Genomic DNA, 24338 nt, shown 5'->3' on the forward strand with positions numbered 1-24338 from the left:
CCGATGGATATAAAGAACGTTAAGCATGCGCCGTCAGAAAACGTAATTCACGCCTATACCCGCGTAATGAAAAATATCATGGGTATCGCCTTCGCGGTGCGTTTGCCATTCATAAGCATATTCCAGCGTCATGGATAAACCGTTATTAAAATCGTGGGCATAAAGCAATCCCAGACGGTTGTAATCATGATCTTCTGAATCAGAGCCATCATCCTGCCAGTCCCAGTTGCTCCAGCGATCGATAGTTAAACGGGTATATGGCGTAAACGTATTGCTTCCCAGGGAGATGGGAAAATAAATACGCGCCTCATTAGTGGAGAATTCACCCTGTTTATTGCCGCTCACGGTGTTATATCCGCGTTCAAGATAATAGTGGGCCTGAACCGAGAAGGTTTCATTAAAGTGGTAATTCAGACCGGTTTCCGTTTCGACGCGGCTGTCGGAATAGCCGGTTTGGTTAAGATCGTTAACGAACCGATACCAGGCCAGCCACCCTTCAAAGGCCAAATCCGGATTAATTTTTACATTCCAGTCCGGCTGGATTTTCCAGCGCTGGGTATTGGCGGTCCCGGCGGGCGATCCATCCGCATTTTCGAAATGGTAACCGTAATTACGCACGCCGCCGGTTAAGCCCAATGAAAAATCGTCGTTTTCGATTACCTGATAACGCAGGTTAAATTCCGGGCGGTTAAAATACGTTCCCCGTGACATGGAACTGTAATCAACGGGCCCTTCCTGATACATCACCAGATTAATGCTCCACGGGCCATATGCGGCATTGAAATAAACGGAGGGTTCATATAACCCGTCCATATCTTCCGCCTGCCCTTCAACGTTCTCGATTTCATACATCGCGCCGATGCTGTATTTCCAACTGTTTGCCGGTATGTCCTGCGCCTGGGCACACATTGCGCCAGCAACAGGCAACAGGAGTAGCGTCCGAATTATGGCATTCATATTTGCGTTCCTTCTTTTGTAGGTCGTGCAGAGGTTATGCAAGGGCATGGCGAACGCCTGCCTTTGCGTCGTTTAATTAATCGCTAATTCCGTCTCGCTATTAAAGAAATGGGATTTGGCCATATCAAAATGGATGGGGAGCGTTTGCCCGGCGTGATAATGGCCGTCTGCACTGGCGCGGACCACAAATTCATGCCCACCGACCGTGGTATAAAGCATAAATTCCGCACCGGTTAATTCCGCCACGCTAATATGCGCATCGACGCGATTATCCCGCAGCGCCAGGGTGGAAATATCTTCCGGGCGAATGCCCAAAATAACCGGCTTGCGGTTATATCCTCCGGCGTTAAGCAGTTCACGCTTCTCGTCCGGCAGTGCCAGCTTCAGCGTTTCGGTGACAAAATGGCTGCCGTCAAATGCCCCGCGCACGAAATTCATCGCCGGTGAGCCGATAAAACCGGCAACAAACATATTGGCCGGATGGTTATAAACCGTTTTCGGTGCACCCACCTGCTGGATGATGCCGTCCTTTAGGATCACAATTCGCGTCGCCATGGTCATGGCTTCGGTCTGGTCGTGGGTGACATAAATCATGGTGGTATTGAGTTTCTGGTGCAGTTTGCCGATCTCGGCGCGCATCTGCACCCGCAGTTTGGCGTCCAGGTTCGACAGTGGTTCGTCCATCAGGAACACGCCCGCTTCCCGGACAATCGCCCTGCCCAGCGCCACGCGCTGGCGCTGTCCGCCGGAGAGCGCGCCGGGTTTGCGCTTCAGGTACTCCTTCAGACCGAGGATTTGCGCCGCCCACTCGACTCTTTCAGCGATCACCGCCGGAGCGATTTTCTGCATTTTCAGCCCGAACGCCATATTGTCATAGACGCTCATATGGGGATAAAGCGCGTAGTTTTGAAACACCATGGCGATATCGCGCGATTTAGCCGGGACATCGTTCATCCGCACCCCGCCGATATAGAGTTCGCCGTGGGTAATCGCTTCCAGCCCGGCGATCATGCGCAACGTGGTGGACTTACCGCAGCCAGACGGACCGACGAAAACAATAAACTCCTTGTCGGCGATGTCGAGAGTGAAGTCCTTCACGACATGAACGTTATTGTCATAAACCTTTTGAATGTGTTGTAAGGAAAGTTGTGCCATGTGAATCCCTTAGCGGCGAACAGACGTCGCCCTGTCTGTGAGGTCCATAAGCCCGGCGATCCGCCGCCAGGTCAGTTCTTCCGTGCTGTTAAGCCGTAAATCCGCATCCCGGAGCGTGGCCCCGATGCCAATCGACACCATACCGCTGGCATTAATCGCTGCGATCCCGGCCTGGGCGTCTTCCACGCCGATACACCGCGACGGGGTGACGCCCAGCCCGGCGCAGGCCGCGAGAAAAATACCTGGGTCGGGTTTGGAATGCGCAACGCGGCTGGCATCGGCGCAGTAATCAAACATCGCCGCCAGCCCCAGCGCCTGCAATATGCCCGGCGCGTTCAGCGATGCAGACGCCAGGCCTATACCGATACCCCGCGCCCTGAGCTCCTCGAGCAATGGCGCTATTCCCGGCAGAATCGAACCTGGCCCCAACGAGCCCAGCAGCTCGACGTAACGTTGATTTTTACGGGCAGCGATCACCTCTTTTTCGGCTTCGCTAAACAATCCCGCTTTACCGCCCACCTGTAGAATGCACTCCAGCGACGCCATCCGGCTGATGCCCTTTAACGACTGGTTCACCTCTTCATCAATCGTGATGCCTAATTCTGCGGCTACCGACCGCCACGCGGTAAAGTGCAAATGCGCGGTATCGGTAATCACGCCGTCTAAATCGAATATCAGTGCCTGTAACATGATCCCTTCCCGGGAGCGCTCCCATCCTGAGTTAAATAAAATCCTGATACGCCCAGCTTCCCTGCCCACTAAAAGAGACGGAGTGGCCATACAGCCTGAAGGTCAAGGGCGCTGAAGTGGTCATGTTCAGATGCGTCGGCGTCAGCTCAATCTCCAGCCGAATCCCCTGATAGCACAGCGGGAAACGCAACCGTCGCCAGCCGTCCGGCAGACGCGGCGCAATGCACAACCCCTGCTCAACGCTCACCCCGGCAAAGCCTTCAATCACCCCGAGCCAAATGGCCCCTGTCGCGGCGGCATGCAAACCGTCGTCGCAGCTGTGCGGGTCATCCCCGAGATCGATTTGGCTGCCTTCGCGCCAGAAGCGGTATGCAGTCTGTCGATCGTGACAGCGCGCCGCCACGATGCCGTGGATGGTCTTGCTGAGCGAAGAATCGTGGATCGTGCGCGGCAGATACCACGCCAGGCTGGCCTGTTGTGTTTGTGGCGTAAACAACCCCGGCTGGAGATAAAACAACATCACCACGTCCGCTTGCTTGAGGATTTGCATTTCGTTGACTTCGGCGCGCGAGTAATCCAGCAAAATTGTTTGTTTGCCCGCCTTCGCCTGGTAGCGGCTTAAGTCGATAAAGGGTTTGCTAAAAAAACTGTCATCCTGCGGCACCACGTGGCGCATATCAGGCCTGGGCAGCCGTAAGCGAGCGATAAAATCCGCTGCTTTAGCCGCAAAATCCGCGTCCATCCGCTCTGGTGGCAAATGCTTCAACGCGCTGGCGACGTTGTAGAGCGCCATATAATTGGTGAAGGCGTTGTTGTTAACGTGCTCGGTATACTCATCCGGCCCGATAACATCGTGGATCTCCAGATGCCCGTCGACGTCGGTTGTTCGGCTGATCCAGAAGCAGGCGGTTTGGTACAGCAACTCGCCGCCCTCCCGCTGTAAAAACGCCTCATCACCGGTAATGTCCACATAGCGCATCACCGCCCAGGCGATATCAGCGACCAGGTGGTGCTCCGCCAGGGCGGAGGCAACGCGCTGTCGCTGTCCGGTGCGGATATTAATGGCCGCGAATTCCGGGGTTTCTTCTTCACCGGTGCGGGCGCTTTCCCAGGGAAACAGCGCGCCCTGATAACCACATCGCCGGGCTTTTTGCTGCGCACCCGACAGGTTATGCCAACGATAACGCAGCAATTGGCGCGCGGTTTCGGGTTGGGTGTAGAGATAAAAAGGCAGTAAAAACACCTCGGTATCCCAGAAGACATGGCCCTTATAGCCCTCACCGGTTAACCCCTTCGCCGCAATACTGGCGCGTTCGTCATGAACCGGCGTCATGGCATACAGATGATAAAGCGCAAAATCGAGCGCCTGCCTGTCCTGCATATCATCGCAGTCCAGCTCCACGCGGCTTTGCCGCCACCATTGCCCCAGCGCCTGGCACGACTGGTTTAACAGCGCGTCATAACCGATATCCGCCGCCGCCTTTAACGCCGCCAGAGTTTGCGTCTCAAGGCCGCCAGGAGTGGTATCGGGATTGCCCTGGATCCAGCATATTTTTTCACAGCACAACGTTTCACCCTGTGCGATAAAGGCAGTAGAGTGCTGCAACAACTTACGGTTGACGGCGCTGATTCGATTGACCGCACGGGTCACTACGCAATGGCAACCGATAGCCACATCGATTTGACTGTCCTGCACACGATAAACGCCCTGTAAGTACCGTTCGTCATAAACGCGCAACGACAATTCATCCAGATGCTGCCGCCCGCTGTTGGTCTGGGTCGCGTCAATACCGGTGGTCAGTTTAATCTGCGCCGCGCCGTCCAGTGGGGTAACCGCCAGCCGCAAGGCGAACAGCGGTTTCTGGGCGGCAGACAGAAAACGCCGGCTTTCGATGCGGTAGCGCTGCCCGTTCGGCGCGCGCCACAGCACATCGCGCACCACTTCGCCGCTGGAGAATGCTATCTCGCGTCGCCAGTCGAGTATCTCACCGGATAACAGACTAAAAATCACGCCATCGATTTCAATCTCCATGCCCACCACATCGGGCAAATTAATCAGCTCGGTGACGTCCCGCTCCCCGGCGCAGTGGTATAACCCCGCCAGATACATGCCACGGGTTTGCTGGCTGTAACTCTCTTCATGCGTGGCGCGAATGCCCAGATAACCGTTTCCCGCCGCCATCAGTGTGGCGTATTTGTTCAGGGTATGCGGGTCAAAGCGCGGTTCGTTAAGCGTGGTCATCGGTTTCATAAGGCAACGGTGACTCCCTGCTCAGCGGCGTCATAAATCGCCTGCACCAGCCGCTGGATTTGATATCCCTGCTCCGCATCGGCCAGCGCTACGGGGCTGCCTTTCACCGCATCCACAAAGGCGGTCATTGAGCGAAAATGACGTAAGTCATCCGCCGTTTCACGCTGTATCAGCGTGACCAGTTCACCGTCCTCGTCATGGTAAATGTGCGCCGGGAACAGTGTGGCACCGGCTTTATCGCCGCAGAACTGTACGTTCATAATGCTCTGTTCCGGGATGTTGAGCGCGAACGAGGTTTCGAGACGCAGAATGCCGCCGTTGTGGAATTCGAGGGTAGCGAACAGCGCGTCTTCAACGGTATAACTCGCCGGGTCCCATGCGCCGAACTGCCCACTATTTTTAGTGGTGCCCAGCTTCTGGAAGCTGTGGGCGGTGACGCACTTCACCGCCGGAAACCCGAGAACGAACATAGCGGCATCCAGCATATGAATGCCGATGTCGATCAGCGGCCCGCCGCCCTGGAGCGTTTTGTTAGTAAACACGCCCCAGCCCGGCACGCCGCAGCGGCGCAGCGCCCGGGCATTGGTCACATAGACCTCGCCCAGGGTGCCTGCCGCGACCTGTTCACGCAGCAGTTGAACGTCAAGGGCAAACCGATGGTGAAAGTCATACGCCAACAGACATCTGGCTTTGCGCGCCGCCTGGCGCATGGCGTCGGCTTCCTGGGGCGACATGGCAGGCGGTTTTTCGCACATCACATGGCAACCCGCCGCCAGGGCGGCCAGCACATGCTGATAATGAAACCGATTGGGAGAACAGACGCTGACCACATCCGGGCGCAGCGTCGACAGCATGGTGTCCACCTCGTCAAACGCCGCGCAGCCGTATTTGTTGGCGAATATTTGCGCCTGCTCAGGACGGTTATCGCACACGCCCACCAGTTCGGTATCCTGGCAGGCGTGGTAAAACGATGCGTGAACCCTTTCGGCAATGTTACCGGCACCGATAATGGCAACCCGTAATCTCGTGTCGCTACCGCTCATAATGCAACGCCCCTTAGCATGACCGTAAGAAAGCGAGTGACTGGTGGTAGGCGGCGGCAGGATCGTCGGCGCGGACGCGGCACTCGTATACGACCCACCCGTCATAATCGTTGGCGCGCAGCGTATCAAAATGCTTTTTGAAATCGATGCAGCCGCTACCCGGTTGGTAGCGATGATTATCAGCAAGGTGCACGTGCCCGAGCAGATCGCGATGGGTATTCAGCGCCGCGCTCAGGTCATCCTCTTCAATATTCATATGGTAGAAGTCCCCGATAATGCGCACATTGCGATACCCGCCTTCGTCGATATAGCGACGCGCGTCGGCGAGGGTATTGATCATGTGATCCTGATAGCGATTAAGCGGCTCAAGGAAAATTATAGTGCCTGTGCGGCGTGCCACCGCATCGAGCTGGCGCAGCGAATCGCTCACGGCTTTGCGGTCGCCCCCGACGCTGCGCGGTGAGGTCATCGGCGGCAGGCGATAAGTAAACATGCCCCATGCAGCAGGAACGATAATGCCCTTGCCCCCTACGTCCGCCAACGCTTCCAGAATGCGGGTGATTTGGGCAATTCCGTTCAGGCGGCGCTCTTCAATAAAGTCGCCAATCCAGCCGTCATAGCCGCCGCAGGCGGTCACCACCGGTAAGCCTGTCTCATGAATCGCGGCTTTGACTTCCGCCAGATTATCCACCAGCAGCTTGCCGTCGATTTCAAATCCGTCAAAGCCCATAGCCTTGATATAACGAAATTTCGCCAGGATATCCTGGGGGAAAAATGCCTGGTTCTGCGTTGCGATTTTCATTTTCTACCTCCCTGTAGTTAAAACGTGACGCCCATTTTGATGCTCAGTTCCGGCTGACGGTCGACGTATTTCATGTAGCTGTCGGGGCTGCTGGCGAAGGTCACCACCGGATCGATTAAGTCCTCGCAGTTGAGATAACCGTTCATCAGTAATTCCCAACAGGTTTCCTCAATGCGTTTGCGGTTCCAGCGCGGGTAGTCCGGGTTAGGTTCGCTACAGGCGCGGGAAAAAACGATTTTGGCATTATTAAAATGCGCCTCGCGGCCCAGGTTGAAGCCTGCCGGGAAAGGTTTAGCAAACGCGATATAGGAGATAGTGCCGCCGTAGGCCAGGCCACGCAGCGCGCTCTGCAACGCGTCTGCATAGCCGCTGGATTCAATAATGCTGTCGGCCCCCTGCTTACCGGTAAGCCGTTTGATCTCCAATCCGACATCGCACTCCAGCGGATTGAGGCAGAAATCCGCGCCGTGCCGCCGGGCGATGTCACAGCGATGGGCAATGGGATCCACGCCGATGACAATCGATGCGCCCGCCTTTTTAGCTAACTGAATGGCGATTTGGCCAATCGCCCCGAGGCCGACCACCACCACGAAATCCCCGACCCGCACATTGGCATCACGTACGCCGCTCATGGCGAACTGTGCCGGATCGTAACAAACCGCGTTTTTCCAGCTTGCGCCTTCAGGCATTTTGCGCAGCTTGTAATTATTTACCGCGTTGACAATGACGGTTTCCTGCAACGGACCGTAGGTACAGACGCGATCGCCTTTTTTAACCGCGCTGACCTCTGCGCCGACCTCAATAATGTCGCCGACGACCATATTGCCAAGCTGGAAGTGACCAAACTGGATCCCGCGCGGCGCATCGTCAGGGCGCGGCATAAACATCTGCCATTCCGGGTTAAAATCTTCATCGATAAACGGGCTGGCGGCACGAAAGTCCACCACTTCGGTACCGTGCTTCGGCGCGCCGAACAGCACCTTAATTTTGACTTCATGAGCCGCCACCGGGCGGTCCTGATATTCCACAAGCGCCGCCACGCGGGGCGCTGCTGCGATAAGCTTTTTCATTAAAATTCCCTGTATGCAGATTGCGGTTAGCCTTTAACGCCGCCCGCGGTTAAACCACTTTTAATAAAACGTTCGGAAAGCGCGTACATCACCACCACCGGCAATGCAGTAACCAGCGATGCCGCCATCATGCGGCCCCAGATATAGTCCGGCGTGCTGAATAGCGCGTTCAGCCCAACCGGAAGCGTGAAGTTGCTGGCGCTGGAGAGGAAAATCGAGGCGAAAAGAAAGTCGTTCCACGCCACCATAAAGCAGTAGACAAACACCGAGATCAGCCCGGAGATCGCCAGCGGCACGGTGATGTAAAAGATGATTTGCAACCGGTTCAGGCCATCCATCATGGCGGCCTCTTCGATTTCATCCGGCAGCGTGTCGAAGTAGCTTTTCAGCATGAATACCGCCGTCGGCAGGGTCTGCGTCACCATGGTGATAATCAGCGCCATTTCCGTATCGTAAACCCCGAGGGCAGTGATGATTTTGAACAGCGGCACCACCAGCAGGATCCCCGAAAACATATACACGGTGTAGAAGCTGGCATTGACCGCCATCCGTCCTTTAAAGCGCAGTTTTGACAGGGCATACGCGCCGAGGATACCAATCACCACCGCCAGCCCGGACGACACCAGCGACACCACCAGGCTATTTTGAAAATAGGTGACAAAGGGAAAGATGGTCGGGTTGAAAATGTCGAGGTAGTGCTGGAGTGTCCAGTGCTGCGGCAACAGCGTCGGATGCAGCGAAATCGCCTCTTTGGAGCTTTTGAACGAGGTCATCAGCATCACAAAAAATGGAAATAACGTGATGCCGAGAAACAGGACCAGCCCGAGATAAAAGCCGACGCGCGGCGCAAGGCGCTTATTTGTTGCCATAGAGATTCACCCGTTTTCTGGAGAGCAGGATCACTGCGAACACAATCGCGAACAGCACCACGGAGATGGCAGATGCTTTACTTAAGTCGTTAAATGCGAACGCGGTTTTGTAGAGATAGACGCCGAGAATGTCGACTTTGGTGGTGAGCAGCCAGACGTCGGCGAACATGTAAAACATCCAGATGGTGCGCAGGGTGATCACCGTTGCCAGCACCGGCATGATCGCGGGTAGCGTCACGATGCGAAACCGCTGCCAGGCGTTTGCGCCGTCCATTTCCGCCGCTTCGTACAGCGATTTGTCGATGGTCTGCAAAATCGCCAGGAACGAGATAAACGCATACGGGAAATAGCGCCAGATGGCGAACAGCACCACCAGCACAAAGCTGCTGCCGGGGTTGTCGAACCACAGCGGGGCTTTGTCATACAGGTGCAGGATATCCACGCCGAGATAGTTCACCAGCCCGTAACCGTTGTTGAACATGTACTTCCACGCGAACACCAATGAGATCGACGGTGTGACGTAAGAGAGGATCACCAGCGAGCGCGCGGTTTTGCGAAAGCGGAATTCACGATTGAAAAACAGCGCCACCGCCAGCCCTAACCCGGAACTCCCGATTACCACCAGCGCGGTGTACCAGAAGGTGGTCCACAGCGCATGCCAGAAACCTGGGTCGCTAAGGATGCCTGCATAGTTCGCCAGCCCAACAAAATGGGCGGCAATACGCGGATTCAGCGGCAAGCGCAAAAAACTGATTTCAACATTTGAGAGCATCGGCCAGGCTACCAGGCCCCCCAGCAACACCAGGCTGGGGGCCAGCAACATCAGGGCAAATGGCAAATCTGAACGGCCAGAAAATACCTTCATAACAACCCTTCCCTGCGTTGACATTACTGCGCGGCCAGCGCGGCGATGCGCGTTTGGCTCTGGGCCAGCGTGGCTTGTACGTCCTTGTTGCCTACGGTCACGTTATTCACCATGGCGTTTAGCGCGCCGGAGCCAGTGATATCGCCCATGCGAGTGAAGTTTTTATCGCCGACAGAGCCAAACACCTGCACGTTGGGGTACTGGGCAATCAGTTGTGCCGGCAGTTCGCCGAAGGCTTTGATCACCGGGTTGTCTTTATAGGACGGGGTATCCGATACGGCACGGATCACCGGCAGCGCGGCACCTGGCGACATCAACACCCAGTCCGCCGCGTTTTGTGCTTGCTCCATAAACACCACGAATTTTTTCGCCGCGTCGGTCTCGGCTTCGGTCTGCCCCGCCGTGAGGGTTAACGAGGTGATCATTCCGTACACCGCTGGCGACTTCTGATTTGGCACCACAAATCCCAGATCCTGCGGGTCGCCTTCACTGTAAACGGCAGGCAGGATATAGGTTGAGTAAATCGCCATCGGCGCGGCGCCGTTCATAAAGGCGTCTTTAATTTCCATGACGTTGTTCGAGCCCGGCATGGTGTCTTTGGCCAGTGCCTGGTAGAACGTCAGCGCCTGCGCCATTTGCGGGGTATCGATGGTCACCGCGCCGCTGGCGTCGAATACGTTAGCGTTATTCGAGAGCGCAAACTGGGAAAACGCCTGTTCGGTCATGACGCTTTCCGCTGTGGGCAGCGCGATGCCATATTTTTTATGCGCCGGATCGTTTAACGAACCAGCGGTAGCCAGCAACGAATCCCAGTCCTGTGGCGGTTGCAAACCGGCTTGCTCCAGCACCGATTTTTTGTACCAGATACCCTGGATCCAGGCACTAATCGGAACGCCGGTCCAGGCTTTGGCGTCTTCCGTTCGCACGATGCGCAACACGCCATCGTAAAAAGCGTTATCGCCCAGCGTAGTAATGACGCCCTGAATCGCCTCCCGGTCGAGTAGTTGCTCTTTATCCATCACTTTGGCGTAATCGTGACTGATTTCGATAATCTCAGGCAAAGCCCCGGAACGCGCCAGCGTGGTCACTTTCGTGTTGTAAGCGTCCTCTTCAACGGGGACCTGTTTTACCGTGATCCCCGGATTGTCATGCTCGAAGCGCTCAATCAATTTACCGATAATGGCCTGGCGCTCTTGTTCAACGGAGGAGTGCATAAATTCAATAGTGACGGAATCCTTTTTTTCCTCGTTGCAGCCTGTCATTAAGGCGCAGGCAACCAGTGCTGATAACAGCACAAATTTATTTTTCCGCATGATCGTTTCCTTTTGTATTAGCTAAGCCACAGGGACTGCCAGGGTCCTAATGTTATTGCTTCGCCATTAATAAATTCACCGCGGATGATTTCATTGTATTGCCCCTGCCCTAATGATAACCACTGAGGCCGGTCGGTGAAATTAAACAGCGCGGTAATTTTTCCTTCTTGCGCGTTGCCTCGAATAATTTCCAGCACGCCGTGACATTTTTCATTAATGCTGAATTCACTGTCGGGATGGAAAGCCGCGTGACGCTGGCGAACGTTAATATATTGCGTCAATACTTCCAGAACTCGCGCGCGTAAATGTTCAGGTTGCGCGAGTAACGATTCAATTTCCGGTTCACTGTATTTCTGGCGATTGATAGCCCGGTTATAACCCAGGCGCTCAACGCCCTGATAATCATTACGTGAACCCAATACGCTTTGAATATATATCGCCGGGACGCCAGGGAAAGTTAATAACAGCGCGTGCGCCAGGATAAACCGCGCCAGCCGCTCATCGTCATGACATTCAGGCGGCGTCAGGGCATCCATATACGTCACGTTTAATTCATAAGGGCTGCGGGTGCCGTCGGGATTATTTTTCCAGTTGACCTTCGCACCTTCGGTTTCCAGCGTGTCGACTAAGGTTAAGATTTCTTTTTCGGCTATGATACCCCGCAGCGGATTCAAACCTATGCCGTCATGGGAGGCGAGAAAATTAAACCAGGTTGTCCGCCCGTCGCCCTGCGCGGGCAGCACGCTGGCCCAGCTTTTCAGCGTACTCACGGATTGCGTACGGATCGCATGCAGCACCAGCGGCGGCAGCGGAAACTGATACACCATCTGCGCTTCGTCGCTGCCGTTGCCAAGATAAGAGACGTTGTCTTTATGGGGCACGTTGGTTTCGGTGACGATCACCGTACCCGGCGCGACCTTATCGGCAATGGCGCGGAACAGTTTTACCAGCAGATGCGTGTTTTCCAGATGGATGCAGGAGGTTCCAGGCGTTTTCCACATAAAACCTACGGCATCGAGGCGAATATAATCCGCGCCCTGTACAAGGTAATGCACCAGCACATCCACCATCGCCAGCAGGACATGGGGGTTGGCGAAATTGAGATCGACTTGGTCTGCGCTAAAGGTCGTCCAGATATGTTTCGTCTCGCCGCTCGCGAAAGTAAACGGCGTTAACAGCGGCAGTGTACGGGGACGCGTGACAGCGGATAAATCTACCGCCGGGTCTACGGCAATAAAGAAATCCTGATATTGTGGGTCATCGTTAAGATAGCCTTTAAACCATTCGCTTTCGGCTGACATATGATTACAGACAAAATCAAACATCAGGCGGGTGGATTTCTTTATCGCCGCGATATCACCCCAGTCGCCGTAATCAGGCGAAATGGGATAATAATCTTTTACCGAGAAACCATCATCCGATGTCCAGGGGTAAAACGGTAAGAAATGAATAACGGAAAAAGCGTTGGCGAGATAGTCATTATAAAGCCGACTGAACGTGGTCAACGTTTTTTCATTCGGCGAGGAGAATTGATCGGCATAGGTAATAAGCACGACATCTGATTCATCCCACCCCTGCTTACGTGAGGAAATAATCTTGCTTCGGCCTTCATTGATACATTTAATTAATTTATTACGCAGCTCGTCATCAAAGGCGGAGGAATAAATGCGATCGGCAATCTGTAATATTTTGTCCATTGATTCAATTCTCATGGTAGCGGTCCCACGAAAATGAAATCTACTCCTGAGGATTATTTATGTCAATGCGACCCCCATCACAGAAATTGTTTCCACTGATTATCGTGCCGTATAAAAATGAACAGTAGCGGATTTAATTTTCAGGAAATAGCCCTAACTTGTCTGGATAGGAAATATAACGGGGAAATCCATTGAGAAAAGATATAAAAAAACCGCTCCGAAGAGCGGTTGATATTAGCATCAGTGATTACAGCGCTTTCAGAATCGCGTCCACGCTGGCTTTGGCATCGCCAAACAGCATATGGGTATTGTCTTTAAAGAACAGCGGGTTCTGCACGCCGGCATAGCCTGTGTTCATTGAGCGTTTAAACACGATAACGTTTTGCGCTTTCCACACTTCCAGCACCGGCATACCGGCGATGGGGCTGCGCGGATCGTCTTGCGCCGCCGGGTTCACGGTGTCGTTAGCGCCGATAACCAGAACGGTGTCGGTATCAGCGAAGTCGTCGTTGATTTCGTCCATTTCCAGCACGATGTCATACGGCACTTTCGCTTCCGCCAGCAGTACGTTCATATGGCCCGGCAAACGGCCCGCAACCGGGTGAATACCGAAACGTACCTTAATGCCGCGGGCGCGCAGGCGTTCGGTGATTTCCGCCACCGGATACTGCGCCTGTGCCACCGCCATGCCGTAGCCTGGGGTGATGATCACTGAGTGGGAGTTTTTCAGCATATCTGCCGTGTCTTCCGCGCTGATTTCACGGTGCTCGCCCACTTCATCGCTTTCGCCGGTTGATGAACCGTCAGTGCCGAAGCCGCCCGCGATCACGCTGATAAACGAGCGGTTCATCGCCTTACACATAATGTAAGACAGGATCGCACCCGAAGAACCTACCAGCGCGCCGGTGACGATCAGCAGGTCGTTGCTGAGCATAAAGCCCGCCGCCGCTGCGGCCCAACCGGAATAGGAGTTGAGCATCGACACCACCACCGGCATGTCTGCCCCGCCGATTGAGGCCACCAGGTGCCAGCCGAACGCCAGCGCGATAATGGTCATAATCAGCAGCGCCAGCACTTGCAGGCCTACGCTTTCGGTACGGACAAACACCACCAACAGCAGGAAAGAGACTACCAGCGCCGCCAGGTTCAGCTTATGACGGTTCGGCAGCATCAGCGGTTTAGATGAAATCTTGCCGCGCAGTTTACCGAAGGCCACGATGGAGCCGGTAAAGGTCACCGCACCGATAAACACGCCAAGGAACACTTCGGTCAAATGGATATTAACCAGAATCGGCTCCAGGCCCGCATCGTGATACAGATAGCTGTTAAAGCCCACCAGCACCGCCGCCAGACCCACGAAGCTGTGCAGGATCGCCACCAGTTCTGGCATTTCGGTCATTTCGACTTTCTTCGCCAGGTGGATACCAATTGCGCCGCCGATCACCATCGCGACGATAATCCATACCACGTTACCGGTATCCGGCCCAAAGATGGTGGCGACCAGCGCAATCGCCATACCGGCGATACCAAACATGTTGCCCTGACGGGACGTCTCATGTTTGGAAAGCCCGGCCAGGCTGAAAATAAACAGAATCGCGGCAACAATGTATGCAGCTGTTACTAATCCTCCAGACATGTGTTACCCCTTAGTTCTTCCGGAACATTTTCAGCATGCGCTGAGTGACGGTGAATCCACCAAAAATGTTGATACTGGCGATCAGGACGGCGATGAAGCTTAAGAAGCTCACCCAGCCGCCGTGGCCAATTTGTAGCAGCGCGCCCACCACGATAATCCCCGAGATGGCGTTAGTGACCGACATCAGGGGCGTATGCAGTGCGTGGGAAACGTTCCACACCACGTAATAACCCACCACACAGGCCAGGGCGAACACGGTGAAGTGACCCAGGAACGCTTTCGGCGCTACATCCGCCAGCCAGCCAAACAGAATGATTGCCAGCGCCATCAGGGCGTATTTGCGCCACGGCGAGGCCGGTTTCGGCGGCTCGACCGGCGCGGCGTCGGCTTTTTTGGCGGCCTGCGGCTGCGCGGAAACCTGAATCGGCGGCGCGGGCCAGGTGACTTCGCCGTCGCGGATCACGGTCACGCCGCGCACCACCACGTCATCGAAATCAATCACAACATTGCCGTCTTTTTCTTTGCACAGCAGTTTAAGCAGGTTGACCAGGTTGGTGCCGTAAAGCTGGGATGACTGCGTCGGCAGACGGCCCGGCAGATCGGTATAGCCGATGATTTTCACGCCATTGGCGGTTTCAAACACCTGATTCGGGACAGTGTATTCGCAGTTACCGCCATTCTGCGCGGCCAGATCGACCACCACGCTGCCCGGTTTCATGGAATCGACCATTTCGCGGGTGATCAGTTTCGGGGCTGGTTTACCGGGGATCAATGCCGTAGTGACGATAATATCGACGTCTTTCGCCTGCGCGGCGAACAGCGCCATTTCGGCTTTGATGAACTCCTCAGACATCACTTTGGCGTAGCCATCACCGCTGCCGGCTTCTTCCTTGAAATCAAGCTCAAGGAATTCAGCACCCATACTCTGCACCTGCTCTTTCACTTCCGGGCGGGTGTCAAAGGCGCGCACAATTGCACCGAGGCTGTTGGCTGCGCCAATTGCCGCGAGACCGGCGACGCCGGCGCCAATGACCATTACTTTGGCGGGCGGGACTTTCCCTGCTGCGGTGATCTGCCCGGTGAAGAAGCGGCCAAACTGGTGTGCGGCCTCCACAATGGCACGGTAACCCGCGATGTTCGCCATTGAGCTTAAGGCGTCGAGAGACTGGGCGCGCGAAATACGCGGCACCGAATCCATCGCCATCACGGTGACGTTACGCGCGGCGAGCTGCTCCAGCAATGCGGGGTTTTGCGCCGGCCAGATAAAGCTCACCAACGTGGTACCCGGCTTAAGAAGCGGGATTTCCTCTTCGCTGGGTGCGTTAACTTTTAAAATAACGTCCGACGCCCAGATCTCATCGGAACCCACCACTTCCGCGCCTGCCTGTACAAACGCGTCGTCATCAAAGCTTGCCAGTTTGCCCGCGTCGCGCTCAATGGCGACGGTGAAACCCAGCTTAAGCAGCTGTTCAACCGTTTTCGGCGTTGCTGCAACACGGGTTTCATTGGCCAACCGCTCTTTTGGTACACCAATACGCATAGTATTCCCTTCCATCGGTTTTTTAATGATGGTTTGCCCATTTAACTTTGGCGCAAGCAGCCCGTTTGAGCGCTGCTTAAACCGTAGAAAAATATCTTTGTAACAAACTTTCTATAACCTACTGAAAATAACGACTGTGATCCAGATTCGATCTGCTGAATTTATGGGTTAATCGGTGAAACGGAAGTGAATACCGGCGCTGATAGCTTTTTTTATCTGGTTTTCCTTCCCGAAGGCCGATTTTACGCTTTATTGAGGCGACAAAACATGATTCTACGCCGCGCCAAATCGCTGTTTTAACATCAATTTAACGCTAAAAGTCATAAGCTTTATCATTTATTCCGGTCAGGCGGCTATTTTTGCATCCATAACGACAGGTTATTACCCGAAATATTACCTGGCGCACCAGATGATAAAAATGGCGCAGACAATTACGCCCTTTCAATGCAATAATCAGCGGCTGACGGTTTTTAGCATGCAATATCAGTTTTCATTTTTGCGCAAGGCAAAGGATTAATGTTTATGAAGCTCAAGAATTCCCTTCTGGTGTCTGCTGTGTTGTCGCTCTGCGCCTTATCTGCACAGGCTGCCACCGAGTTAACGCCAGATCAGGCAGCCGCGCTGAAACCCTTTGACCGTATTACTGTAACGGGAAGGTTCAACGCAATTAACGAGGCGGCTAAGGCCATCTCTCGTAAAGCCGATAGCGTTGGCGCCGCCTCTTTCTACATCATCGATACCAACGATACGGGCAATAGCGGTAACTGGCGCGTCATTGCAGACGTTTACCATGAAAACGCGGAAAAAGCAGAAGCGCCTAAAAACCGTGTGATCGCGGGCGTAACGGAATTGCCGAAAGACCAGGCGATTGCCCTTGAGCCTTTCGATACCGTGACCGTTCAGGGTTTTTATCGCAGCCAACCGGAAGTGAATGAAGCCATCGCCAAAGCCGCGAAAGCGAAAGACGCCGCCTCGTTCTACATTGTTCGCCAGGTTGACGCCAACCAGGGTGGCAACCAGCGCATCACTGCGTTTGTTTATAAAGCGGACGCGAAAAAACGCGTGCTTCAGAGCCCGGACGCCACCCCGGCGGATTCTGATGCCGGCCGCGCGGCCATTGCCGCCGGTGGCGAAGCCGCTAAACAGGTTGAGATCCCGGGCGTAGCGACTACCGCATCACCCAGCAGTGATGTGGGCCGTTTCTTTGAAACCCAGTCATCAAAAGGTGGTCGTTACACTGTCACTCTGCCGGACGGCACAAAAATTGAAGAAGTGAATAAAATCACCGCCGCACAAATGGTGCCATTCGATAGCGTGAAGTTCACCGGCAACTACGGCAACATGACTGAAATCTCCTATCAAGTGGCGAAACGCGCCGCTAAAAAAGGCGCTAAGTATTATCACATTACGCGCCAGTGGCAGGAACGCGGCGGCAACATCACCATCAGCGCCGACCTCTTCAAGTAAGCGTCTCGACTACGCTTTTAAAGGCAGCCAATGGCTGCCTTTTTTAATGCGGGTAATTTTTTGTGTGATACATCATTGAAAGCTGACTTCGCACTCCGTAGAATCGCGCGCCTCAGAGCGATCCTCCATGGTTATGCGCCCAGGCGGTATAATTATTCTGGATCGGCCTTATTTTTCAAACAGGACTCCTATGGATAAAAAACTGGGCCTTACCGCATTAACCGCGCTGGTATTGAGTTCGATGCTGGGCGCGGGCGTTTTCAGTTTGCCGCAGAATATGGCGCAAGTAGCCAGCCCCGCCGCGCTGTTGATTGGCTGGACGATTACCGGCGTCGGGATCCTGATGCTGGCGATGGCGATGCTGTTGCTGACCCGTATCCGTCCCGACCTGGACGGCGGCATTTTTACCTACGCCCGCGATGGTTTTGGCGAGTTAATCGGTTTTTGCTCGGCATGGGGATACTGGCTTTGCGCGGTAATCGCCAACGTCTCTTATCTGGTGATCGTATTCTCGGCGCTCAGTTTCTTTACCGATACCCCCGAACTCCGCCTGTTTGGCGATGGCAATACCTGGCAATCCATCGTTGGCGCATCGGTATTATTGTGGTTTGTGCACTGGCTGGTGCTGCGCGGGGTGCAAACCGCTGCGAGCATCAACCTGGCCGCCACGCTGGCGAAACTGTTGCCGCTGGGCCTGTTTATTATCCTGGCGATTATCGCTTTCCGTTTACCCACCTTTAGCCTCGACTTTAGCGGCGTGGCGTTAGGCGTCCCGGTTTGGGAACAGGTGAAGAACACCATGCTGATCACCCTGTGGGTGTTTATCGGCGTAGAAGGCGCGGTGGTAGTTTCGGCACGCGCCCGCAATAAGCGCGACGTGGGGCGCGCCACGCTGCTGGCGGTGTTTGCCGCGCTGGCGGTATATCTGCTGGTGACCCTGCTGTCGCTGGGTGTGATCGCCCGTCCTGAACTGGCGCAAATGCGCAACCCGTCGATGGCGGGTCTGATGGTGGAAATGATGGGCCCTTGGGGCGAAGTGATTATCGCCGCCGGGCTGATTGTGTCGGTGTGTGGCGCGTACCTGAGCTGGACCATTATGGCCGCTGAGGTGCCGCTGCTGGCCGCCACCCATAAAGCGTTCCCGCGTATTTTTGCGCGACAAAATCAAAACGGCGCGCCGTCGGCGTCGCTGTGGCTGACCAATATCAGCATTCAGCTTTGCCTGGTGCTGATCTGGGCTACCGGTTCGGATTACAACACGCTGTTGACCATCGCCTCCGAGATGATTCTGGTGCCTTATTTCCTGGTCGGCGCCTATCTGCTCAAAGTCGCTACCCGCCCGCTTCATACCGCGGTGGGTGTCGGCGCCTGCATTTATGGTTTATGGTTGCTGTATGCGTCGGGCCCCATGCACCTGTTGCTGTCCGTGGTGCTGTACGCGCCGGGCTTGCTGGTGTTCCTGTATGCCCGCCGCACGCACGATAACAATATCCTGCTTAAGCAAACTGAGAAATTGCTGATAGGCTTATTACTGGTTGCCGCTTTGCCAGCCACATGGATGCTGATGGGGTAAACGCCCCATCTTCGTCATGACCTACTGACGAGGGTTACTTTATGGGGAAATCACCACACCGACCAATTTTGATCACCGGGGGCGGCCGCCGTATCGGGCTCGCCCTCGCCCACCATTTTCTGGCTGAAAAGCATCCGGTTATCGTTAGCTATCGCGCCGCTTATCCTGCCATCGACGTGCTAACGGAGATGGGCGCAAAATGCATCAAGGCCGATTTTTCAACTGATGAAGGTATCCTGGACTTCGCCGAACAGGTAAAAAGCCTGACGCCGTGCCTGCGCGCCATTATTCATAACGCCAGCGCCTGGCAAACCGAAAAGGCCGGACCGATCTCCGGGGACGTGATCACAGAAATGATGCAGGTGCATGTTCATGCACCCTATTTGATCAACCTCGCGCTGGAACCGCTGCTGCGCGGCCACGGCCATGCGGCCAGCGATATTATTCATTTTACGGATTACGTGGTGGAGCGTGGCAGCGAGAAGCACATCGCCTATGCCGCCAGTAAAGCGGCGCTGGACAATATGACGCGCTCTTTTGCCCGCAAACTGGCCCCGGAAGTAAAAGTCAACGCCATCGCGCCTTCACTGATTTTGTTTAACGAACTGGATGATGCCGCCTACCGGCAGCGCGCGCTGAATAAATCGCTGATGAAAACTGAACCGGGCGAGAAAGAAGTTATCGATTTAGTGGAATATCTACTGACCAGCTGTTACGTGACCGGACGCAGCTTCCCGGTGGATGGCGGTCGCCATCTTCGCTAGCGGTTTACCCGGCGTTAATGGAACCCGGCAGGTTGAAGGTGTAACCTGTGGTTTTTGGTCGATAAGCTCCGGTCTATGAGCAAAATTGTATTTGTTGAAGACGATCCCGAGGTAGGGTCGCTGATTGCGGCCTATCTCGGTAAGCATGATATTGACGTGCTACTGGAAACGCGCGGCGATCGGGCCATCGACGTGATTCTGGCGCATCAGCCGGACCTGGTGCTGTTGGATATTATGCTGCCAGGCAAAGACGGCATGAGCCTGTGCCGTGATTTACGCCCGCTGTGGCAAGGGCCGATTGTTCTGCTGACCTCCCTCGACAGCGATATGAACCACATCCTGTCGCTGGAAATGGGCGCCAGCGATTACATCCTCAAGACTACCCCGCCTGCGGTGCTGCTTGCCCGCCTGCGCCTGCATTTACGCCAGCATCACACCACCACGTTACCTGAATCCGCAACCACCCGCTCGCCGCATAAAGTGCTGCATTTCGGTACGCTGTGCATCGATCCGCTGAACCGCCAGGTGCGGCTGGGCGAGCGCAATGTGGTGCTGTCTACCGCCGATTTCGATTTGCTCTGGGAACTGGCGACCCACGCCGGCAACATTATGGACCGTGACGCGTTGCTCAAGAATCTGCGCGGCGTGAGTTATGACGGGCTGGACCGCAGCGTGGATGTTGCCATTTCGCGGCTGAGAAAAAAACTCAACGACAGCGCGACGGAACCGTACCGGATCAAGACCGTGCGCAATAAGGGCTATCTTTTTGCTCCCCACGCCTGGGAAACGGCGGAATAAACGCAGAGCGGGTTTATGAAGAAGCTATTTATCCAGTTTTATTTGCTGCTGTTCGTCTGCTTTTTAGTCATGACAATGCTGGTCGGCCTGGTCTATAAATTTACCGCTGAACGTGCCGGACGGCAGTCGCTGGATGATTTAATGAAAAGCTCGCTGTATCTGATGCGTAGCGAGCTGCGGGAAATCCCGCCGCGCGACTGGAATAAGACCATCAAGCGGCTCGATTTTAATCTCTCATTCGATCTGCGCATTGAACCCCTGAATCACTATCATCTCGCTGCCCAGCCCGCCCAACGCCTGCGCAGCGGGGAAATCGTGGCGCTGGATGATGAATATACGTTTATCCAGCGCATTCCCCGCAGCCACTATGTGCTGGCGGTCGGGCCGGTGCCCTATCTCTATTTTATGCACCAAATGCGCCTGCTGGACGTGGCGCTGATTGTGTTTATCGCTTTTTCGCTCGCCGTCCCGGTGCTTATCTGGATGCGTCCGCACTGGAAAGAGATGCTCAAACTGGAATCTGCCGCGCAGCGCTTCGGTGAAGGCCATCTTGATGAGCGCATTCATTTTGACGATGCCTCGAGCTTTGAACGGCTCGGCGTTGCCTTTAATCAGATGGCGGATAATATCAATACCCTGATAGCCAGTAAAAAACAGCTGATCGACGGTATTGCTCACGAACTGCGCACCCCGCTGGTGCGACTGCGTTACCGGCTGGAGATGAGTGATAACCTGTCCGACGCCGAAAGCGCCGCGCTAAACCGCGATATCGGCCAGCTTGAGGCGCTGATCGACGAATTGCTGACTTACGCCCGGCTGGACCGCCCGCAAAATGAGCTGCATCTTAACCCGGTGGAGTTATCCGGCTGGCTGGAAAATCACGTCGCTGAATTGCAGGCGCTGCATCCAGACAAAGCGCTGACGGTGTTGCCCTCCACCGCCTGCGAAAGTTTGCTGGATCTGCGCCTGATGGCAAGGGTGCTGGACAATTTGGTCAATAATGCCCTGCGCTACTGCCAGCAGCGCATTGAGATCCGTTTTGCCAGCGACGGCCACACTGGCGTGTTGACGGTAGAGGATGATGGTCCGGGCATTCCGGAAAGCGAACGGCACCGGGTATTTGAGCCGTTTGTGCGTCTCGACCCCAGCCGCGACCGCGCCACGGGAGGCTGCGGGCTGGGCCTGGCGATTGTCAGTTCCGTGGCGACGGCGATGGGCGGCAGCGTGGCGGCACGGCAAAGCCCACTGGGCGGCGCGCGCTTTGAATTCAGTTGGCCGATTCAGCGATGATTTTCTCTCTGCCAGACGCCCCGGCACGGTGGTCAGAGCCCGGCAACCGTGCTATACCTATAAGTATGTTGTAACTAAAGGTGCTTGCTATGCGCTACGATCTCGCCCAACGTCTGACGTCCACTTTTCAGGAGATGGAGCATCTGCTGCTCGCGTTTAAAGAGATGCTCGAACCCTGCCGGCGGCTCAGCGCCCGGGTGTTTGCCCTGCCGCCGGTTGATAAAGGCAAAGAACACGATCCGCTGGAGAAAATCAGCGTTACCCAACTGCTGAGTAAAGAAGCCCATGACGCCACGATGCGCCACTTCACCCATCTGTTTATCCAGCAGCAGTCGGAAAATCGCAGCAGCAAGGCCGCCCTGCGTCTGCCGGGCGCTATCTGCTATGCGGTGAGCGCCGCCCAGCGCCAGCAGCTTCAGGAAACTATTCAGGCCATTAACCAGTTGAAAGCGCAGTTCTCGGAGATTGTCGCCGTCGAATCCGGCCTGACGCCCGCGCAGCGCTTTGAGTGGGTGCATCACTACCTGCCTGGCCTGATCACCCTGAATGCCTACCGGCAAATCACGGTGCTGGAGAACCCGGCAACCCTCCGTTTCGGCTGGGCCAATAAGCATTTCATCAAGAACTTCAGCCGGGAAGAGGTGCTGGCGATGCTGGAGAAAAGCCTTAAATCGCCACGCGCCGTTGCACCGTGGAGCAAGGATCAGTGGCGCGAAAAAGTGGAGCAGGAATATCACGCCATCGCCTCGCTGCCCGAAGCCGCGCGTTTTAAGATCAAGCGCCCGGTGAAGGTGCAGCCGGTGGCGCGGGTCTGGTATGCGGCGCAGCAAAAGCAGGTACAGATTGCCTGCCCGTCGCCGTTAATCGTGCTGTGTTCCGATGAGCCGGGTACGCCAGTGCCGGAAATCGGCGAGCTGTTGAACTACGATGCAGAACAGATCCAGCACCGGCATAAACCGCAGGCGGAGCCGCTGGAACTGCTGATCCCCCGCCTGCATTTATACCTTGCCCGTTAAGGCTTCATGCTGCCAACCATATCCTGCGGGCGTACCCAGGCATCGAATTCCGCGTCTGTCAGGTAGCCCAGTTTCAGGGCGGACGCTTTGAGCGTCAGCCCCTCTTTATGGGCTTTTTTGGCGATTTCCGCCGCCTTGTCGTAGCCGATATGGGTGTTGAGTGCCGTCACCAGCATCAGCGAATCGTTGAGCAACTGGTCGATACGCTCGCGGTTCGGTTCGATTCCGGTGGCGCAGTGGTGGTCAAAGCTGTCCATCCCGTCTGCCAACAGGCGAATCGATTGCAGGAAGTTATCGATGACCATCGGGCGAAACACGTTCAACTCAAAGTTGCCCATCGCCCCGCCCATGTTGATGGCGACATCGTTGCCCATCACCTGGCAGCAGAGCATGGTTAGCGCTTCGCACTGCGTCGGGTTGACTTTGCCTGGCATGATGGAACTTCCCGGTTCGTTTTCCGGAATGGAGATTTCACCAATGCCGCAGCGCGGTCCAGAGGCCAGCCAGCGCACATCGTTGGCGATTTTCATCAGCGAGGCAGCCAGCCCTTTCAGCGCACCGTGGGCATGAACCAGCGCGTCGCAGGTCGCCAGCGCTTCAAATTTATTCGGCGCGGTGATAAACGGCTGGTTAGTGATTGCCGCCAGCTCGTTAGCAACCCGTTCGGCGTATTCCGGATGGGTGTTCAGGCCGGTGCCCACCGCCGTACCGCCCAGCGCCAATTCGGCCACGTGCGGGAGGCTCTGCTCGATATGCTTCAGGTTATGCTCCAGCATCGCCACCCAGCCGGAAATCTCCTGACCGAGGGTCAGCGGCGTGGCGTCCTGTAAATGCGTACGGCCAATTTTGACGATGTCGCTAAAGGCGGTGGATTTGGCTTTCAGGGTCGCGGTGAGCTGGTTCAGCGACGGGATCAACTGCTCGCGCAGGGCAAGCACCGCCGCCACGTGCATAGCGGTAGGAAAAACGTCGTTCGAACTCTGGCTTTTGTTAACGTCATCGTTGGGGTGAACCTTGCGCCCCATGCCCCGCTCGCCGCCCAGTAATTCACTCGCCCGGTTAGCCAGCACCTCGTTCATGTTCATATTGGTCTGGGTGCCGGAGCCGGTTTGCCAGATAGCCAGCGGGAATTCCCCCGCATGTTGGCCGTTAAGCACTTCATCCGCGGCGGAAATAATCGCCTCGCCCCGCTCTTGCGCCAGGAGCTTCAAATCCATATTCACTTTTGCCGCCGCGCGTTTAGTGAGCGCCAGCGCATGGATCAGCGCCGTCGGCATTTTTTCCGTTGAAATGCGAAAGTGCTCCAGCGAGCGCTGGGTTTGCGCGCCCCACAGTTTATCGGCAGGCACATCAATCGCGCCCATGGAATCACTTTCACTACGATACGTTGCCATTCAATGTCTCCTTAACAAGAAAGTTATCAAGCCGACATGACTCACAGAAAATTGACGCTTTAAGTATTGATTAAGAAGGTCGTTCAGTTTGGTGGTTAGTGCGGTTAACGAAGGGAAAAACCGCCTCCCGTGAATGAGAGGCGGTAAG

Annotated in this window: 20 protein-coding genes; 6 read left to right on the forward strand and 14 right to left on the reverse strand. The window is 55.3% G+C overall.

The features are described from left to right. Positions 1-33 precede the first annotated feature (33 nt). From RT120_RS16950 to pntA, 13 genes are all read right to left on the reverse strand, one after another. Positions 34-957 carry an OmpG family monomeric porin gene (locus RT120_RS16950; RefSeq protein WP_312984422.1) on the reverse strand — a complete coding sequence of 308 codons (924 nt, stop codon included), beginning with the start codon at positions 955-957 and terminating at the stop codon, positions 34-36. A 72-nt stretch (positions 958-1029) separates the two neighbouring features. Then, a complete protein-coding gene (locus tag RT120_RS16955; RefSeq protein ID WP_312984424.1) occupies positions 1030-2112 on the reverse strand; it encodes a sn-glycerol-3-phosphate ABC transporter ATP-binding protein UgpC in 1083 nt (360 codons plus the stop codon). A gap of 9 nt (positions 2113-2121) precedes the next feature. Continuing rightward, positions 2122-2802, reverse strand: coding sequence for a beta-phosphoglucomutase (pgmB, locus tag RT120_RS16960; protein ID WP_409515063.1), 681 nt, complete (start codon positions 2800-2802; stop codon positions 2122-2124). A gap of 31 nt (positions 2803-2833) precedes the next feature. Next, entirely contained in the window at positions 2834-5053 is a 2220-nt protein-coding gene (locus RT120_RS16965; RefSeq protein ID WP_312984425.1) for a glycosyl hydrolase family 65 protein, read from the reverse strand. Further along, positions 5050-6096 (reverse strand): Gfo/Idh/MocA family oxidoreductase, encoded by a 1047-nt coding sequence (locus tag RT120_RS16970; RefSeq protein ID WP_312984427.1) that lies wholly within the window; start codon positions 6094-6096, stop codon positions 5050-5052. The genes RT120_RS16965 and RT120_RS16970 overlap by 4 nt, the downstream gene beginning before the upstream one ends. Before the next feature lie 13 nt (positions 6097-6109). Continuing rightward, the gene (locus RT120_RS16975; protein WP_312984429.1) at positions 6110-6898 is read right to left on the reverse strand and encodes a sugar phosphate isomerase/epimerase family protein; all 789 of its coding nucleotides are present in this window, start codon (positions 6896-6898) and stop codon (positions 6110-6112) included. A 17-nt stretch (positions 6899-6915) separates the two neighbouring features. Beyond that, positions 6916-7968, reverse strand: coding sequence for a zinc-binding alcohol dehydrogenase (locus tag RT120_RS16980; protein WP_312984431.1), 1053 nt, complete (start codon positions 7966-7968; stop codon positions 6916-6918). A gap of 26 nt (positions 7969-7994) precedes the next feature. Next, complete coding sequence (locus tag RT120_RS16985; RefSeq protein ID WP_312984434.1) at positions 7995-8837, reverse strand: carbohydrate ABC transporter permease; 843 nt, start codon at positions 8835-8837, stop codon at positions 7995-7997. Next, the gene (locus RT120_RS16990) at positions 8824-9702 is read right to left on the reverse strand and encodes a carbohydrate ABC transporter permease (RefSeq protein WP_409515064.1); all 879 of its coding nucleotides are present in this window, start codon (positions 9700-9702) and stop codon (positions 8824-8826) included. The genes RT120_RS16985 and RT120_RS16990 overlap by 14 nt, the downstream gene beginning before the upstream one ends. Positions 9703-9725: 23 nt before the next feature. Beyond that, positions 9726-11015 (reverse strand): extracellular solute-binding protein, encoded by a 1290-nt coding sequence (locus RT120_RS16995; RefSeq protein WP_312984438.1) that lies wholly within the window; start codon positions 11013-11015, stop codon positions 9726-9728. A 17-nt stretch (positions 11016-11032) separates the two neighbouring features. Next, complete coding sequence (locus RT120_RS17000; protein WP_312984440.1) at positions 11033-12712, reverse strand: sugar phosphorylase; 1680 nt, start codon at positions 12710-12712, stop codon at positions 11033-11035. 247 nt (positions 12713-12959) lie between these two features. Further along, a complete protein-coding gene (gene pntB / locus RT120_RS17005) occupies positions 12960-14348 on the reverse strand; it encodes a Re/Si-specific NAD(P)(+) transhydrogenase subunit beta (RefSeq protein WP_312984442.1) in 1389 nt (462 codons plus the stop codon). Between the two features lie 10 nt (positions 14349-14358). Further along, on the reverse strand, positions 14359-15888 hold the full coding sequence (pntA, locus tag RT120_RS17010) for a Re/Si-specific NAD(P)(+) transhydrogenase subunit alpha (protein WP_312984444.1): 1530 nt from the start codon (positions 15886-15888) through the stop codon (positions 14359-14361). Between the two features lie 522 nt (positions 15889-16410). Here pntA and ydgH point away from each other — a divergent pair. From ydgH to tus, 6 genes are all read left to right on the forward strand, one after another. After that, complete coding sequence (ydgH, locus tag RT120_RS17015) at positions 16411-17355, forward strand: DUF1471 family protein YdgH (RefSeq protein WP_312984446.1); 945 nt, start codon at positions 16411-16413, stop codon at positions 17353-17355. Between the two features lie 190 nt (positions 17356-17545). Next, positions 17546-18928: an amino acid permease gene (locus RT120_RS17020; protein WP_312984448.1), complete on the forward strand. Its 1383-nt coding sequence runs from the start codon at positions 17546-17548 to the stop codon at positions 18926-18928. Between the two features lie 41 nt (positions 18929-18969). Then, complete coding sequence (gene folM / locus RT120_RS17025) at positions 18970-19692, forward strand: dihydromonapterin reductase (protein WP_312984450.1); 723 nt, start codon at positions 18970-18972, stop codon at positions 19690-19692. A gap of 75 nt (positions 19693-19767) precedes the next feature. Next, positions 19768-20490 (forward strand): two-component system response regulator RstA, encoded by a 723-nt coding sequence (rstA, locus tag RT120_RS17030; protein WP_312984452.1) that lies wholly within the window; start codon positions 19768-19770, stop codon positions 20488-20490. A gap of 75 nt (positions 20491-20565) precedes the next feature. Then, positions 20566-21780, forward strand: a complete 1215-nt coding sequence (gene rstB / locus RT120_RS17035) for a two-component system sensor histidine kinase RstB (protein ID WP_409515065.1) — start codon at positions 20566-20568, stop codon at positions 21778-21780. Positions 21781-21869: 89 nt separating this feature from the next. Next, positions 21870-22796, forward strand: a complete 927-nt coding sequence (gene tus, locus RT120_RS17040) for a DNA replication terminus site-binding protein (RefSeq protein ID WP_312984456.1) — start codon at positions 21870-21872, stop codon at positions 22794-22796. On the opposite strand, the gene fumC is transcribed toward tus, so the two are convergent. Next, positions 22793-24190: a class II fumarate hydratase gene (gene fumC, locus RT120_RS17045; protein ID WP_312984458.1), complete on the reverse strand. Its 1398-nt coding sequence runs from the start codon at positions 24188-24190 to the stop codon at positions 22793-22795. The two genes, tus and fumC, sit on opposite strands and share 4 nt — an antisense overlap. Positions 24191-24338: the final 148 nt, after the last annotated feature.

Source organism: Atlantibacter sp., assembly GCF_032062175.1.
In the GTDB taxonomy this organism is placed as follows: Bacteria; Pseudomonadota; Gammaproteobacteria; order Enterobacterales; family Enterobacteriaceae; genus Atlantibacter.

Excerpts from the sequence above, each read along its gene's own strand:
- RT120_RS16995 (WP_312984438.1), bottom strand. The coding sequence starts at position 11,015 with ATGCGGAAAAATAAATTTGTGCTGTTATCAGCACTGGTTGCCTGCGCC.
- rstB (WP_409515065.1), top strand. The coding sequence starts at position 20,566 with ATGCTGGTCGGCCTGGTCTATAAATTTACCGCTGAACGTGCCGGACGG.
- ydgH (WP_312984446.1), top strand. The coding sequence starts at position 16,411 with ATGAAGCTCAAGAATTCCCTTCTGGTGTCTGCTGTGTTGTCGCTCTGC.
- pntA (WP_312984444.1), bottom strand. The coding sequence starts at position 15,888 with ATGCGTATTGGTGTACCAAAAGAGCGGTTGGCCAATGAAACCCGTGTT.
- RT120_RS16980 (WP_312984431.1), bottom strand. The coding sequence starts at position 7,968 with ATGAAAAAGCTTATCGCAGCAGCGCCCCGCGTGGCGGCGCTTGTGGAA.
- RT120_RS17020 (WP_312984448.1), top strand. The coding sequence starts at position 17,546 with ATGGATAAAAAACTGGGCCTTACCGCATTAACCGCGCTGGTATTGAGT.
- RT120_RS16985 (WP_312984434.1), bottom strand. The coding sequence starts at position 8,837 with ATGGCAACAAATAAGCGCCTTGCGCCGCGCGTCGGCTTTTATCTCGGG.
- fumC (WP_312984458.1), bottom strand. The coding sequence starts at position 24,190 with ATGGCAACGTATCGTAGTGAAAGTGATTCCATGGGCGCGATTGATGTG.
- pntB (WP_312984442.1), bottom strand. The coding sequence starts at position 14,348 with ATGTCTGGAGGATTAGTAACAGCTGCATACATTGTTGCCGCGATTCTG.
- folM (WP_312984450.1), top strand. The coding sequence starts at position 18,970 with ATGGGGAAATCACCACACCGACCAATTTTGATCACCGGGGGCGGCCGC.
- RT120_RS16955 (WP_312984424.1), bottom strand. The coding sequence starts at position 2,112 with ATGGCACAACTTTCCTTACAACACATTCAAAAGGTTTATGACAATAAC.
- RT120_RS16965 (WP_312984425.1), bottom strand. The coding sequence starts at position 5,053 with ATGAAACCGATGACCACGCTTAACGAACCGCGCTTTGACCCGCATACC.
- RT120_RS17000 (WP_312984440.1), bottom strand. The coding sequence starts at position 12,712 with ATGGACAAAATATTACAGATTGCCGATCGCATTTATTCCTCCGCCTTT.
- pgmB (WP_409515063.1), bottom strand. The coding sequence starts at position 2,802 with ATGTTACAGGCACTGATATTCGATTTAGACGGCGTGATTACCGATACC.
- tus (WP_312984456.1), top strand. The coding sequence starts at position 21,870 with ATGCGCTACGATCTCGCCCAACGTCTGACGTCCACTTTTCAGGAGATG.
- RT120_RS16975 (WP_312984429.1), bottom strand. The coding sequence starts at position 6,898 with ATGAAAATCGCAACGCAGAACCAGGCATTTTTCCCCCAGGATATCCTG.
- RT120_RS16970 (WP_312984427.1), bottom strand. The coding sequence starts at position 6,096 with ATGAGCGGTAGCGACACGAGATTACGGGTTGCCATTATCGGTGCCGGT.
- rstA (WP_312984452.1), top strand. The coding sequence starts at position 19,768 with ATGAGCAAAATTGTATTTGTTGAAGACGATCCCGAGGTAGGGTCGCTG.
- RT120_RS16990 (WP_409515064.1), bottom strand. The coding sequence starts at position 9,702 with ATGAAGGTATTTTCTGGCCGTTCAGATTTGCCATTTGCCCTGATGTTG.
- RT120_RS16950 (WP_312984422.1), bottom strand. The coding sequence starts at position 957 with ATGAATGCCATAATTCGGACGCTACTCCTGTTGCCTGTTGCTGGCGCA.